The sequence below is a fragment of the Chitinophaga sp. LS1 genome (assembly GCF_034274695.1).
Lineage (GTDB): Bacteria > Bacteroidota > Bacteroidia > Chitinophagales > Chitinophagaceae > Chitinophaga.
In genome coordinates, this window is sequence record NZ_CP128362.1 from 8029553 (window position 1) to 8042847 (window position 13295).

11 protein-coding genes are annotated in these 13295 nt (G+C 46.0%); 5 read left to right on the forward strand and 6 right to left on the reverse strand.

From position 1 onward, the window contains the following. Nucleotides 1-3: 3 nt before the first annotated feature. Complete coding sequence (locus tag QQL36_RS32905; RefSeq protein WP_321568174.1) at nucleotides 4-2595, reverse strand: gliding motility-associated C-terminal domain-containing protein; 2592 nt, start codon at nucleotides 2593-2595, stop codon at nucleotides 4-6. A gap of 229 nt (nucleotides 2596-2824) precedes the next feature. Between QQL36_RS32905 and QQL36_RS32910 the strand changes: the two genes are divergently transcribed. The 5 genes from QQL36_RS32910 to QQL36_RS32930 all read left to right on the forward strand — a co-directional run bounded on the left by QQL36_RS32910 (nucleotide 2825) and on the right by QQL36_RS32930 (nucleotide 9342). Next, the gene (locus QQL36_RS32910; RefSeq protein WP_083722060.1) at nucleotides 2825-3385 is read left to right on the forward strand and encodes a Crp/Fnr family transcriptional regulator; all 561 of its coding nucleotides are present in this window, start codon (nucleotides 2825-2827) and stop codon (nucleotides 3383-3385) included. 96 nt (nucleotides 3386-3481) lie between these two features. Continuing rightward, nucleotides 3482-4516, forward strand: coding sequence for an efflux RND transporter periplasmic adaptor subunit (locus tag QQL36_RS32915; protein WP_321568175.1), 1035 nt, complete (start codon nucleotides 3482-3484; stop codon nucleotides 4514-4516). An 8-nt stretch (nucleotides 4517-4524) separates the two neighbouring features. After that, nucleotides 4525-7584 (forward strand): efflux RND transporter permease subunit, encoded by a 3060-nt coding sequence (locus QQL36_RS32920; protein ID WP_083722094.1) that lies wholly within the window; start codon nucleotides 4525-4527, stop codon nucleotides 7582-7584. Next, a complete protein-coding gene (locus QQL36_RS32925) occupies nucleotides 7574-8896 on the forward strand; it encodes a TolC family protein (protein WP_321568176.1) in 1323 nt (440 codons plus the stop codon). The genes QQL36_RS32920 and QQL36_RS32925 overlap by 11 nt, the downstream gene beginning before the upstream one ends. 11 nt (nucleotides 8897-8907) lie before the next feature. Further along, nucleotides 8908-9342 carry a DUF2147 domain-containing protein gene (locus QQL36_RS32930; RefSeq protein ID WP_083722063.1) on the forward strand — a complete coding sequence of 145 codons (435 nt, stop codon included), beginning with the start codon at nucleotides 8908-8910 and terminating at the stop codon, nucleotides 9340-9342. A gap of 152 nt (nucleotides 9343-9494) precedes the next feature. On the opposite strand, the gene QQL36_RS32935 is transcribed toward QQL36_RS32930, so the two are convergent. The 5 genes from QQL36_RS32935 to QQL36_RS32955 form a co-directional block, all read right to left on the reverse strand. Then, nucleotides 9495-10790 (reverse strand): HTTM domain-containing protein, encoded by a 1296-nt coding sequence (locus QQL36_RS32935; RefSeq protein WP_321568177.1) that lies wholly within the window; start codon nucleotides 10788-10790, stop codon nucleotides 9495-9497. Nucleotides 10791-10987: 197 nt separating this feature from the next. Then, nucleotides 10988-11869, reverse strand: a complete 882-nt coding sequence (locus QQL36_RS32940; RefSeq protein WP_321568178.1) for a DUF5777 family beta-barrel protein — start codon at nucleotides 11867-11869, stop codon at nucleotides 10988-10990. A gap of 5 nt (nucleotides 11870-11874) precedes the next feature. Continuing rightward, nucleotides 11875-12417 carry a YceI family protein gene (locus QQL36_RS32945; RefSeq protein ID WP_321568179.1) on the reverse strand — a complete coding sequence of 181 codons (543 nt, stop codon included), beginning with the start codon at nucleotides 12415-12417 and terminating at the stop codon, nucleotides 11875-11877. An 11-nt stretch (nucleotides 12418-12428) separates the two neighbouring features. Then, nucleotides 12429-12836 (reverse strand): cytochrome c, encoded by a 408-nt coding sequence (locus tag QQL36_RS32950; RefSeq protein WP_321568180.1) that lies wholly within the window; start codon nucleotides 12834-12836, stop codon nucleotides 12429-12431. An 11-nt stretch (nucleotides 12837-12847) separates the two neighbouring features. Further along, on the reverse strand, nucleotides 12848-13267 hold the full coding sequence (locus QQL36_RS32955) for an OB-fold protein (RefSeq protein WP_321568181.1): 420 nt from the start codon (nucleotides 13265-13267) through the stop codon (nucleotides 12848-12850). Nucleotides 13268-13295: the final 28 nt, after the last annotated feature.

The window sequence follows — 13295 nt, forward strand, 5'->3', positions numbered from 1 at the left end:
CTCCTATCTCGTAATCAGTTCTATATATCCCTTGTATAACTGTGGCCCACCAGCCATATTAATCCTGAGCACATAGTAATAAATGCCTGCACTCAGCCCCTCTCCTTTCCAATTGTTATTGTAATTCTCACTACGATACACCTGGTTGCCCCAACGATTAAAGATCTCCAGTTGCGATCCGGGATAGAGGTCCAGTCCTTTGATCACGAACTGATCGTTCTTTCCATCGCCATTGGGAGTGATCACATTAGGTACAAAAAAAGTCGCACTGATGGCAGGTGTGGCCACTGTACTTGAATTATTTGAATTGTCAGGATCTGTTTCGCTGGCAGAAACAATGGCCGTATTTTGCAATACACCCGCTGCTGTAACACGGGCCCTGAATGATAAGGTAGCTGATTTCAACACCTTCAGTGTATCGATGTTCCACACTACTTCATTCACGGCCGCATTGTAGGTAACATAACCTGTAGAAGGTGTAAGTGCTGTGGCAAAAGACAGGTTGTATGGAAAATCATCTGTGATGATCAGGGAAGTGGCATTGTCCAGTCCTTTGTTATACACGGTGAGCAGGAAGGAAATTTCATCCCCGATACCGATGGTGCCGACTGTTTCCAGTGTCTTCACAATGCTTACATCCGCGGTGGGTGCTTCGGTGAAGGCTACGTAACGGGTACAGGTTGCTTTTGTACTGGCGTCGGTGACAGTAACATATACACTGCCATTGGGTTGTGCGTTGGCAGAAATCGTACTGTACTTACCGTATGCATCTGCATGGGTACTGGTAGTAGTGCCATCAGGAAAGCTCACGATGACAGATGCATTGGGGAGTGTAGTGCCGGTGATGACAATCTGCCCACCTACCTGTTTTACAGGTGTGTTGATAATAAACAGCGAGATCACAGATACCAGCTTTACCCTGATAGCCGCAGAGCAGGTATTCGCATCTTTTACAGTGATGCTGTAAGTACCTTCCGGCAATCTGCCAATGGTGCTGGTAGTTGCTCCTGTACTCCATTGCAGCGTATATGGCCCTACCCCACCAGTCGCAACGGCGGTCAGGCTACCCGTCGCATCGCCGGGGCAACCAACGGATATTTGTGATACGGTGATACCGATTACATCCGGTTCTGTGATGATGGCAGTTTGTGTATTGGATACACAACCATTGGCACCTGTTACCGCAATACTATAAGTGCCGGGAGCCAGTCCTTTGAATACAGAGTCTGTCTGCCATGCACCGCCATTAATGGCATATTGATTTCCGGTGCTGGAAGCAACTACCCTGATAATACCATCTTTCAACCCATTACATGTCACGTTTGCAGGTGTGAGGGTGAAAGTAGGGGCAGAGGAGACATAGACTTTCTTTGTCGCAGAGTCAGTACAACCAGTTGTCACGACCTGGTATTTAATCGTGGCGATGCCTCCTGATATCCCATTTACGGTGCCACTGCCATCTACAACGGCAACGGGGGTATTATTGCTACTCCACGTACCTCCGGCTACCGATACGTTTAGGGAAATCTGGTTATTTTCACACAGGGTACTGTCTCCGGTGATGGTAATGGCAGTAGTGGGTACTTTATCTTCATTGGCTACGATGTGTACGATTTCGCCGGCAGCTACAGAAATAGCATTTACGGTGGCTGTGGAGCCATCAGGATCATAAATGGAATAGCTGCTTAGCTTCCAGCCACAAACACCTGTGGCGGTCAGGTTATAGGTGCCGGCAGTAACTGGTATAATCACACTATTATCTTTCTGAGTAGTCCGGATCCTTTCGCCATCCAGCCAGCTGGTAGTGGTACGGCTATAGATCGTGGTATTGTTACTGCTCCAAACAGCACCATCATAGGCGGTCGTTTTAGTCAGATCAGATTTTGCGGTGGCATCTGTGGTCCAGGTGGTGCCATTGTAATAAGCTCCATTCGCATAGATGTAACTTTGGCCATCAATGGCGATATCGGTGTATGCCGTGGTACTTATATTCGTAGGCGTACCGCCGGTAAACGGAATAGTATATACCCCGTTCCCTACATAGACAACGGTGCCGGTATAAGGCTGAATATCCAAACGGGTAGCTGCGGCACTGATACCCAATAGTTGCGCCCAGCTATCGCCATAGGGTGCGGCAGTACTGGTATTCGTCAGGATACTGCCATCTCCCCTGGTAATGGCGATACGGCCACTGCCATAGGCGATATCCACCGCAACAGTACCTGCGTGAAAAGAAGGGCGATAAATTGTATTGAGGGTAGTACCGTCGAAGAAGTAAGCCGTACCGGTAGCATCCACACTTACAAACTGACCGGTGCCGGCGCCATCGATGGCCACTGCCTGGTAGCTCGTACTGGTCCACTGACTACTTCCTGAAGGACGACGATAAACGGTATAGCTGGATTGGAGACTGGCCCATAGCTCTCCCCGCTCACCAGCGCCAATGTCGCTGATGGGATTCAATGTAGAAGGAATGTCATTGAGAATAAAATCCGTGCTTCCATTCAGTGAGAATTGGAAATCGGGCGATATGGTATCATCCTGGCTGTTAACGTGTAAGTAGATGTAACCTTGCTGTGGGTATGCTGCTTGCACGAAAAGTAAGAATATAAGTGACCATAATGTACTCCAGGCAGGTCGAGGCATAACTATATGGTGAATAAGCGGGATGATGGGATAGCCCCCCCTTTCTAAATACACAGTTCTCAAAACAAAGATATATTATTTGATACAATTATACAATATGATTAAATAATAATATTAATTTATTGAGGCATAGACAACAACGAAAATTTTGCAAGCTAATTTTTCGGTAAATTGCATCATGGATTTATTAGGTTTTCTGCGTCAGGAATTCGATCTGCCTGCCAACATCTGCTCAGAACTGGAACTGGCTTTCACCTGCGAGACCCTTCCCAAACACCATAAACTTCTGCTACCGGATTCTTTGTCGAAAAAAGTATACTTTATTGAGTCCGGATTGCTACGGTCTTATTACACAAAAGACGACAAAGACATCACCCATTTCTTCTTTTCTGAGAATTCGTTTAGTCTTTCAATTGAGAGCGTCTTTTATAACACGCCCTCCCCCATCGGCCTGGAATTGTTAGAACCCTCAACCCTCCGCTGGATCTACTTCAATGACCTGGAAATTTACATCAACAAATATAACCAACTGGAAAAACTGATGCGGATACTCCTGATTGACGTCATGAAAAAATTGTCAGAAAGGTTGTATATGACTCAGTTTCAGTCGGCCCAGGAAAGGTATAAAACCATACTGGAAAAGCACCCTGACATACTATTGAGAGCCCCATTAGGTCATATCGCATCTTACATCGGCATCACCCAGCAAAGACTGAGTGTGATCAGGAGTCAGAAATAAGCACAACAATATCCTGTATCGGCATGTTTTTTAATATAGATTAAAAATTACTCCGGAATCTTATTGAAATTTTGCCATATAATTAATGTAGTGCTTATGTTACAGAAATGTACCTGCTGGCTAGCTGCCATCGTCATCTTTACCAGCAGTTGTCATACAGGAGGCAAACCATCCTCCACCCAGGATGCTGCCATTCCCGTGATCACCCAGACCGTTCAGAACACCACCGCCAGCCATGCCATCAACATCAGCGGCAATATAGAAGGTAGTAAAACCGTACATCTTGGTTTTATGGTAGCCGGGAAGATCAATTATATCGCTGCCGACGAAGGACAGACCATTGCCAGCGGGCAATTACTTGCCAGTCTCGACCCGCAGAACTATGCCATTGCCAAGGAAATGGCGGATGCCAGTACCAACCAGGCACAGGATGAATTCAATCGTCTGAAACTCATGTATGACCGCAAGAGCATCAGTGAGAGCGACTTTAGCAAGATCACCAATACCCTTGCACAGGCACGTGCACAGCAAAAACTACAAGCCAAGAACCTTTCCGATACAAAACTCTTTAGTCCTATCAGCGGGGTTTTACTAAAGAAGAGCGCTGAAGCGGGTGAGATCACCAGTGCAGGAATGCCACTCTTCACCGTGTCAGATATTCGTACTGTGAAGGTGAATGCCTACATCCCGGAGAGTGAACTGAATAATGTGAAGCTGGGACAGGAAGCTGCTGTACTGGTAGGCGCCGTGAATGAAACCTTCCATGGTAAGGTTACTGAAGTGGGTGCTGCCGCCGATGCAGCTGCCCGCGCCTTTACGGTAAAGATCACCCTGGACAATCCTCACCTCCTGATCAGACCGGGTATGATCGCTGAAATCAAACTGGCCAGCGGCAATGTGAGCAATATCCTCGCCATTCCGGTGGAAGCGGTGATGCACGACATCGACGGACAAACCTACGTGTACGCAGTAGATCCGCAGCGCCACCAGGCTTTCAAAAGAAAAGTAAGCGTCGGCCAACTTAATGGCAACCTGATGGAGATCACCTCTGGCCTGAATGCCGGCGAACAGATAGTGACCGGCGGTCAGCAAAAACTCAATGACGGTGCTGTTGTTTCTCTCTCTAAATGATCTTCATCATGAATCTTGTACAATCTGCTTTAAAATATAAACAGGTGACGTTATCCGTACTACTGCTCGTATTTGCAGTAGGCGTGAACTCCCTGCTCACCATGCCCAGAAGGGAAGACCCGAAAATCACGATCAGGCAGGGGCTGGTGATCGCTTACTTTCCCGGCGCCAATTCTGCGCAGGTGGAAGACCAGGTGACGAAAAAACTGGAACAATACCTTTTTCAATTTGAAGAAGTAAGAAAGGATAAGACCTACTCTACCTCACAGGATGGCATGGTCATCGTGAATGTAGAACTGGGAGAAAAAGTAAAGAACCCGGATGTATTTTGGAGCAAACTGCGGCACCAGTTATTGGTAGGTAAGTCTATCGACTTTCCGCAAGGTGTACGCGGACCCATTGTGAACTCTGACTTTGGGGATACGGAAGCACTCGTGATTGGTATTGAAAGTGATGCCGCGACTTATACCCAGCTGAACGAATATGCACAGAAGATGGAAGATGCCATCCGGACCATCAAAGCATCTTCCAAGATCAAACGTATTGGCGAACAGAAAGAACAGATCACCGTTACTTCCAATTCTGAAAAGCTGGCACAATATGGTATCAATGTAACACAGGTAACACGCGTGTTGCAATCACAGAATACCATTATGGCGACAGGGGATGTAAAAACAGATGTGACCAAGGCACCACTGTATACGACTGGTTACTATAATACAGAAAACCAGATTGCCAACCAGATTGTGGGTACGACGAGAACAGGTGCGACTGTGCGTTTGGGAGATGTGGCCAGTATCAATCGTACTTATGCAGATCCTTCTTCGCTGATCACGGTGAATGGACACAAGGCCATGATGCTGACCGTGCAGATGCTGGAAGGCAACAACATTGTAAAATTTGGTGAAGCGGTGCAGCAGAAACTGGATGAGGTATCCAAGCTCTTACCATCCAATGTACATATCACTACGGTTGTGAATCAGCCGGGGTTGGTAGATGAAAACGTTTCTCACTTTATCAGGGAGTTCTTCCTTGCGATCATATCAGTCGTGATCGTAGTGATCTTATTGCTACCATTACGTATTGCGGCAGTAGCTGCTATGGCCATTCCGATGACCATTGCGGTGACATTTGCCATCATGCACCTCCTTGGGATAGAGTTACACCAGGTGTCACTGGCCGCATTGATCGTAGTATTGGGGATGGTGGTGGATGATGCGATTGTAATTGCAGATAACTACGTAGAATTACTGGATGAAGGAAAAGACAGATGGACGGCGGCGTGGAAAAGTGCAACAGACCTGGTAGTACCTGTGTTGGCAGCAACGGTAACGATCATCGCTTCTTTTATGCCGATGGTAATGATCACAGGTGCAGTAGGTGAATTCATTGTAGCGTTGCCGATTACAGTAGCCGTGGCATTGGGATCTTCCTTTATAGTGGCGATGGTGCTGACACCGTTGTTGTGCTTTACTTTCATCAAAAAAGGGTTGCACAGTCCGGAGAAAACGAAGAAGAGAAAGTCCTTGCTGGACCGAATGCAGCATGCATATAACAGTGCATTGGACTGGTGTGTGGTGCATCCGAAGACGGTGATCATTGGTAGTTTATTGACGATTCCATTGGCTGGTTTATTGTATACAAAAGGGATCAGACAAAAGTTCTTCCCTGCAGCCGAAAGGAACCAGTTTGTAGTAGAGCTGTGGATGCCGACAGGCACCAGACTGGAAAAGACGGATGATGCGATACACAGGCTCACTGCATTGATCAAAAACGATCCCCGTGTTACATCATATGCTACGTTCTCAGGTACGAGTGCGCCGCGTTTCTACTACAACTATTCACCGGAAGTACCTGTGAGTAACTACGGACAGATTTTAATTAACACAACTACAGAAGCAACTACCAATGCCCTCTCTTTGGAGCTGGAGCAAAAGGTAGCTGCTGCTGTACCGGAAGGTTTGCCACAGGTAAAACTGATGCAACAGGGCTCTGTGCTAAAGTCTCCGGTTGAAGTGCGTATTATAGGAGATGACATCAGCAGACTGAAACAGATTGGAGAAGAAGTGCAGAAAATCGTTCAGAATACCAAAGGTAGTTATCTTGTAAGAAGTGATTTTAGGGAAGACTATTATGGCGTAGGCATTCAGCTGAAAGATGAAGCCAACAGGCTTGGCTTTGCGACAGCCAGCATAGCACAATCAGTTTATACAGGTTTTAGTGGTTACCCTGTATCTACAATGTATGAGGGAAACAACCCGATTGACATTGTATTGAGGCTGGATGAAAAAAGCCGTCGCAGCTTTAGTGACCTGGAAAACATGTACCTGGAATCTCCGGTTACAGGTGCCAGTGTCCCCCTGCGTCAGATAGCTTCCCTTATTCCTGAATGGCAGACAGGTAAGATCATGCACCGTAATGGTGTAAGAACATTGACCGTGCTGAGTGAAACGGCAGACAATGTATTGCCTGCCGACCTGCTGAAAGCCATTCAACCAGCTATCAGCAAACTCACGCTGCCACCGGGTTACCAGATTGTATATGGTGGTGAAGATGCGAATAAGAAAGAGACATTCAGTCAGATGATGGTTGTACTGGCGATCAGTCTTGTAGCCATCTTTTTCATACTGCTCTTCCAGTTCCGCAACCTGAAAGAAGCCACCATCATCATGCTCACTATTCCGCTCAGTTTATTTGGTGCCATGGCAGGGTTGTACATGACGCATAACAACTTTGGGTTTACGGCTTTTGTAGGCTTAATCAGTTTGTCAGGTATCGTAGTGCGAAATGCCATCATACTCGTAGATCATACCAATGAACTATTGAAGCATGGCATGGACATACGCACAGCAGCGATTGAATCAGGCAAGCGCAGGCTGCGACCTATCTTCCTCACTGCGATGGCTGCTGCAATCGGGGTATTGCCTATGATCATTTCCGGCTCTCCTATGTGGAGTCCGCTGGCCAGTGTGATTGCCGTAGGGGTGGTATGGTCTATGATCGTCGCCCTGCTCACCGTACCCGTTTTATATATCGTATGGATCAAACCGACTTCCGATGAAAAGTAGATGCCTTCTCACACTCATTATATTCCTGCTCACGGCACCGTTGCTGCATGCGCAGCAAACGATGCCACTCGATTTGCAGCAGGCCATTGATCTCGCTTTGCAACATAACAGGGCACTGCACATCAAGCAACTACAACAGTCAGAGAAAACAGCGAAGCTGCATGAGGATGCCATCAGGCAATATCCTGCTGTCACTGTCAGCTCTGCGTATCAATATAACCAGAACCTGGGTGCATTGAATATTCCTGCCGGGTATTTTGGATCCATCCCACTCGGGGGGACCAATATTAACCTGCCGAATGAAGATGCTTCTTTTGAACTGGGCAAACATAATAACTTCAATGCAGGTGTGACCGTATACCAGCCCATTACCCAGCTGGGTAAGATCAAAGCAGGGATGGAAGTGAGTAAGACGGATGTGTTGATTGCTGAACAGGAAAGCAGAAAGGTTTCTTTGCAAATAAGGCAGGCGATAGAAAAACTCTACTATGGTTTATTAATTAATCAGCAACAACAGATCACGGCCAATGCTAATCTGCAATTAGCGCAGATGAAGCAGTTTGATATAGAGAGCGCACTGTTGGCCGGGAAAACTGTTGATGCCAGCAAAGCTGGTCTGCAGGCAAATGTAGCAGATGAGGAACAAAACCTGCTGAAGTTACAGATACAGGCAGATGATTATATGGCCGATCTGCAACAGCTGACAGGTATCACTGCGGACAGTGTGGTACTGGCGGAGGTAGATTACAATCCACAACCTATCAGCGATAGTATTTCAGGTGATAACAATGTGGATATACGGCTGGCGAATTTGACCCGGGTTAAAACCGAACAGGCGATCAAAGCAGCGCAACGTAGCTACCTGCCTGATTTTGGGTTGATGGCAGGGTATACTTATCAGACAGGGAATGTGCTGTATCCCAGCAGCAATCCTTTTATCGGTGCATCATTTAAATGGAATATACAGGATATCTTTTCCAATAAACAGGTATTGCATCAGCGCAATTTCCAGCTGCAACAGTCTGCCGAAAACGTAGCGAATACACAGGAAATTGTAAACCATGATATTGCGAAAGCTAAAAGGCGTATAAATCAGGCAATAGCCCTGATCGCCGTAGCACAAAAAGCTGTAAATTTCAGGCAGGATGAGCTAAAAATACAGCAGGACAAAAAAGATGCTGGCCTGAATATTGAAGCTGATCTGTTGACCACAAAATCAACGCTGGCCAAAGCGCAGGCAGACCTGCTGAGTGCTAAGCTCAATTACAGGATTGCCTTATCTGATCTGCGCATTTTGACTGGCGTTTATTAAAAAGTACTCACATGAAAAGGATCGCATTTTTATTAATTACCTTATTATTTTCCACGCAGGTATTGCTGGCACAAGACAAAATACTCGGTAACTGGCTGAATGAAGAAAAAGACGGCCGTATAGAGATTTATAAAACCGGGAATCAATATTTCGGGAAGCTGGTATGGGGGCGTGACCTCATGGAAGCGGATGGGAAGACACCCCGGAAAGACAGGACGGATACCAAGAATCCTGATGCTAAATTAAAGAGCCGGCAGTTATTGGGGCTTGTTCTTTTGACCAACTTCAAGTATGATGATGGGGAATGGACAGGCGGGAAAATTTATGATCCCAAGAGTGGGAAGACTTATAGTTGTACGATGAAATTCAAAGGAGAGAAACTCGAAATAAGGGGGTATATCGGTATTTCCATGTTTGGAAGAACGACTGTGTGGACGAGGGGGTAAGTTACCCGTGTTCCAGCTGGATAGTCCAGAATGAATGGACGAGGGGGGTAAGTTACTCGTGTTCCAGTGGTACAATCCAGAATGAATGGATAAGAGGGTAAGTTACTCGTGTTCCAGTGGTACAATCCAGAATGAATGGATGAGAGGGTAAGTTACTCGTGTTCCAGTGGTACAATCCAGTTTGCATGGCGGTACGGCTCCCATGGCGTATTGGCCAGGTCCGTTTTCGGATCTACCAATGGTTGTGGGTGCCGGCCATTCAGACTCACTGAACTGACTGCATATATAGAGATGTTATGTATGCCTTCTTTTGCATAGATTTCTTTGATATGCTGTGCATACTGCCAGATCATATCAGGGAAGCCTGGCAGGCTGTTCAGACTTGCATAATTGAGCCTTGCTTCCGGCTCGTCTATCCATGATTTATGTGTGTCATTGTTTACTATCTTAAAATACACCCATCCACTTTTATTGCGTGACATCATTCTCCAGCTCATGCGAAATCCTTCTTCTGACCAGTAAGGTTGTGTACCAAACAAGAGATAACGTATGGGAAGTAATACCTGTATGAGGAGGTAAATGCCCATGGCATATACGGCCAGTTTTTTCCATATAGTTAATGAGGCATTATTGGCTTTGGGTTTTAATTCAGGCCACCTTAACAATTGTCTGATCACATCTGGCGGATAAAAGAACAACATGGCAGACAAGGCCAGGAATGGGAAGATACCGATAGTGAAAACAACTGCATTGGTAAGATGGAAAATGCACGCTGCTGCCATTCCCCAGGTACGGGTACGACGGAATAACATCAGGGGTGTAATGAGGAAATCGAATATTATTCCTATGTAGCAGAGAAAATACCTGATCCAGTTGCTGGTCAGCGTACTTTCCAGATAACGACCTGATAACCAGTCTGGGTAGAGTTTTGCAATAGCAGCATACGTATACACAATGCCAAACTGTGCGATGAAGAACCAGCTACACCATTGTGGACAATAGCTGGATTTGATGGAGGGACGGCGCCACACATCAACAGAGAGGCGGCGGTGTGCAGGCATCATGCACATGAAGGAACATATGAGTATGATCAGGTAATAGTGGTTGTTATAGCCACATTTTTGCATGATATAAGTGGCGGTCCAAAGTAGTGTATAGCCGATCATTGCTACCCGGTAAAAAGCTCCCAGCATGATCATGATGGCCAAAAGGCCCATCAACAGAAAATAGAAATACATACCATTCCCGGGCAGTGGCCGCAACCATTCAAATCCCATAAATGGGAAGGTGAAGGCAGGCTCTATGAACAAAGTGCGTACCCTATCCGAGAAAATATCGTTGATAGATTGAAAGAACAGGAGGAATCCAAGGAGGATGCGAAAAATTACCAGTGGAGTATTGTCCACCGGCTTCCAAAAGCGGGAAGTCAGGCTATCAGCATTGGTCATATAGCCGGAAAAATAATAGCTATCTTACATTAGTAGAGGGAAATAACGACCAAACCGGAAATTTTGTAGGTAAATATTGCAAATTATATGGCTACCTGCCAGGCAGGCAGCCATATAATTTGGGGAGTCCCTGCGGGGAGCTTAAATAAAATTGGGGGAGTCCCTGCGGGGAGCTTAATCGGAAATAGTTGCGTAGCTTACTTTTTGAAATTGAAATTTCTCGTGATATTGAATCCAAAATAGATATCTCCTTTACCCCAGCTACCGTCAGTTTTAGCCAGATAATAAGGACCTACCATGCCAGCGGCATTGGTAAATACCAGCTGGAATACGTGACCTCCCGTTTCGATATCAATACCACCGGATATGGCATCATATACTTTCGTACTTACTACCTGGTTACGCAGCAGGTAGTTGTACTCTGCGTTTACGCTCATCCGCTTCGTAAATTTCAACCGGCCACCTGCAGATACCGCGAAGAGATCGTTCTTATCTTCCGGCGTTGGCGTGAGGTTATAGTGAATCCAGGATGGCACGACTTCAAATGAGAATGCAGATGAAAACTTTTTAGCAATGATTACCTGTGTTGTGTAGGCTGTGCGATAGCCTGCATCGAGGTAAGGCTTGTCCGTATAGCGTTGTGTATAGTTTGTGATCAGACCATACAGGCTTACAGAGATGGGCATACCTGTTTCTTTTTGCTGCAGGAGTTTATACTTCAGGGAACCATCGAAAGTTTTGTCTACAGAGCTACGGCCCAACCCAACAGAGAAGCGGTCGGTGATACCGTAATCCAATGCAAAACGAATGGAGGCATTATCCAGACCGAAGAGTTCATAAGCACCACCGTTTAGTTTACCGAAACGGTGCATGATCATAAATTGCAGGCTTTTTTTTCCTGGCGACTCTACAGTAGGCAGGTTTACAATCTGTGTAGCCTTAAAGGTACCGGTTACCACCTGTCCTTTTTGTGATTCAGCTACGGCATCGTCCATCATTTTCATCAGACTGCTGTCCTGCGCCATCATACGGCCGCATACGAGTAATAAAAATATGGTTTGAATGATTCTTCTTTGCATATCCATTATTTTGATAAAGCAGTACAGGCAGCAACTACCTGAACTGAGATTTCTGAAGCAATTTTATCTTTTACCAGCGAAGGAATTTTAATATCGAAATCGGAAGGTTTTACCTTGAAGTCAGCTTTACCTGTTACTTTGCCATCGGCCACTTCAAATTCCGCAGGTGCACTCACTGGTTTGGTTACACCGTGCAGGGTGAGGTTACCACTTATCTGTACTTTGTAAGTACCGGGTGTGGTGCCTACATTGCCGGTGATCGTGCCTGTGAACTGGGCTTTGGGGAACTTGTCACTTTCTACATAGTTCTCGTTGTAATGGTCCTGCATCAGTTGCTTTTCAAACAGGAAGTTCTTTTGCAACAGGGTCAGGGCCACGGTCTTTTTCCCCAGATCGATGGCTGCCACTACTTGTCTGTTTTCCGCTTTGATATCTTCCAGCGGTGTTTTGGAATAGAAGTTCACCTTTCCATTGCGCGTCATGAATGTCTGTGCTTTGGCAGGCAGGTATAACAAACTGGCCAGCGCCATTACATACATTAGTTTCATATGTTCCTGTTTTAATTATTTTGAGCGCCGCGGGCGATCCAGTCTTTAATAATGTTGATATTGCAATCAGAGAGTTTGCTACCCCCCTGTGGCATGGCAGGATATCCGCTCGCGTGAGTGATGGTACCAATCAGGTTACCGTTGTTTACCTGTGTTAATACTTTTGCGTAAGTGTCGAGAGAGATACCGCCGCTGGCGCTACCATTACCATGACAGCTATAACAATTAGCTGAAATAATAGGCTGTACATTAGCAGCATATTTCATGTTTACGGTATCGCAGGTAGTGCCACCACCGGTTCCGGTAGTATCGGTGCCTGTGTTGGTCAGATCCTTTTCATTGTCTTTCGAGCAGGATGTTACCATGGTCAGGCAGTATACGATTGCGATTGCTGACAGGAGAAAGAATACACGCTTCATAATTTATAATTTTATTTAGTTGAGAGAATGGTCGCATCTACCAGGCTTACGTCCATCAAAAAGCCTGTGCATTTGCCTTTAACACGGATGGTTTCACCGTTTTTAGGTAGTTGATCAGAGTTGTCTGCAAGGCTGCAGTTAACCCCACCGGGATCTGTTTCGCCAGCGGAGAGTAGTACAGAAACTTCCTTACCGTTTTGTTCTACATTCATGACGATGCCTGTAACTTCCAATACTTTGTTCTCGTACAGTTTACCGGCAGTCTTTTCATCTTTAGCATAAGTGCCATACAGTTCTCTGGCAGTCACACTATCATCTGTGTGGGCTTCGGCAGCGGTGGTTCTTGGTTTGTTGTACAAGTAGTAGCCTGTTCCTCCTGCCACAAGGCATAGGAATACCGCTGCGAAAAGGATTGTCTTTTTTCGCGTCATACAATTTGGATTTTAAAGTTGGAAGCCT

Excerpts from the sequence above, each read along its gene's own strand:
- QQL36_RS32910 (WP_083722060.1), top strand. The coding sequence starts at position 2,825 with ATGGATTTATTAGGTTTTCTGCGTCAGGAATTCGATCTGCCTGCCAAC.
- QQL36_RS32915 (WP_321568175.1), top strand. The coding sequence starts at position 3,482 with ATGTTACAGAAATGTACCTGCTGGCTAGCTGCCATCGTCATCTTTACC.
- QQL36_RS32920 (WP_083722094.1), top strand. The coding sequence starts at position 4,525 with ATGAATCTTGTACAATCTGCTTTAAAATATAAACAGGTGACGTTATCC.
- QQL36_RS32925 (WP_321568176.1), top strand. The coding sequence starts at position 7,574 with ATGAAAAGTAGATGCCTTCTCACACTCATTATATTCCTGCTCACGGCA.
- QQL36_RS32930 (WP_083722063.1), top strand. The coding sequence starts at position 8,908 with ATGAAAAGGATCGCATTTTTATTAATTACCTTATTATTTTCCACGCAG.
- QQL36_RS32935 (WP_321568177.1), bottom strand. The coding sequence starts at position 10,790 with ATGACCAATGCTGATAGCCTGACTTCCCGCTTTTGGAAGCCGGTGGAC.
- QQL36_RS32940 (WP_321568178.1), bottom strand. The coding sequence starts at position 11,869 with ATGCAAAGAAGAATCATTCAAACCATATTTTTATTACTCGTATGCGGC.
- QQL36_RS32945 (WP_321568179.1), bottom strand. The coding sequence starts at position 12,417 with ATGAAACTAATGTATGTAATGGCGCTGGCCAGTTTGTTATACCTGCCT.
- QQL36_RS32950 (WP_321568180.1), bottom strand. The coding sequence starts at position 12,836 with ATGAAGCGTGTATTCTTTCTCCTGTCAGCAATCGCAATCGTATACTGC.
- QQL36_RS32955 (WP_321568181.1), bottom strand. The coding sequence starts at position 13,267 with ATGACGCGAAAAAAGACAATCCTTTTCGCAGCGGTATTCCTATGCCTT.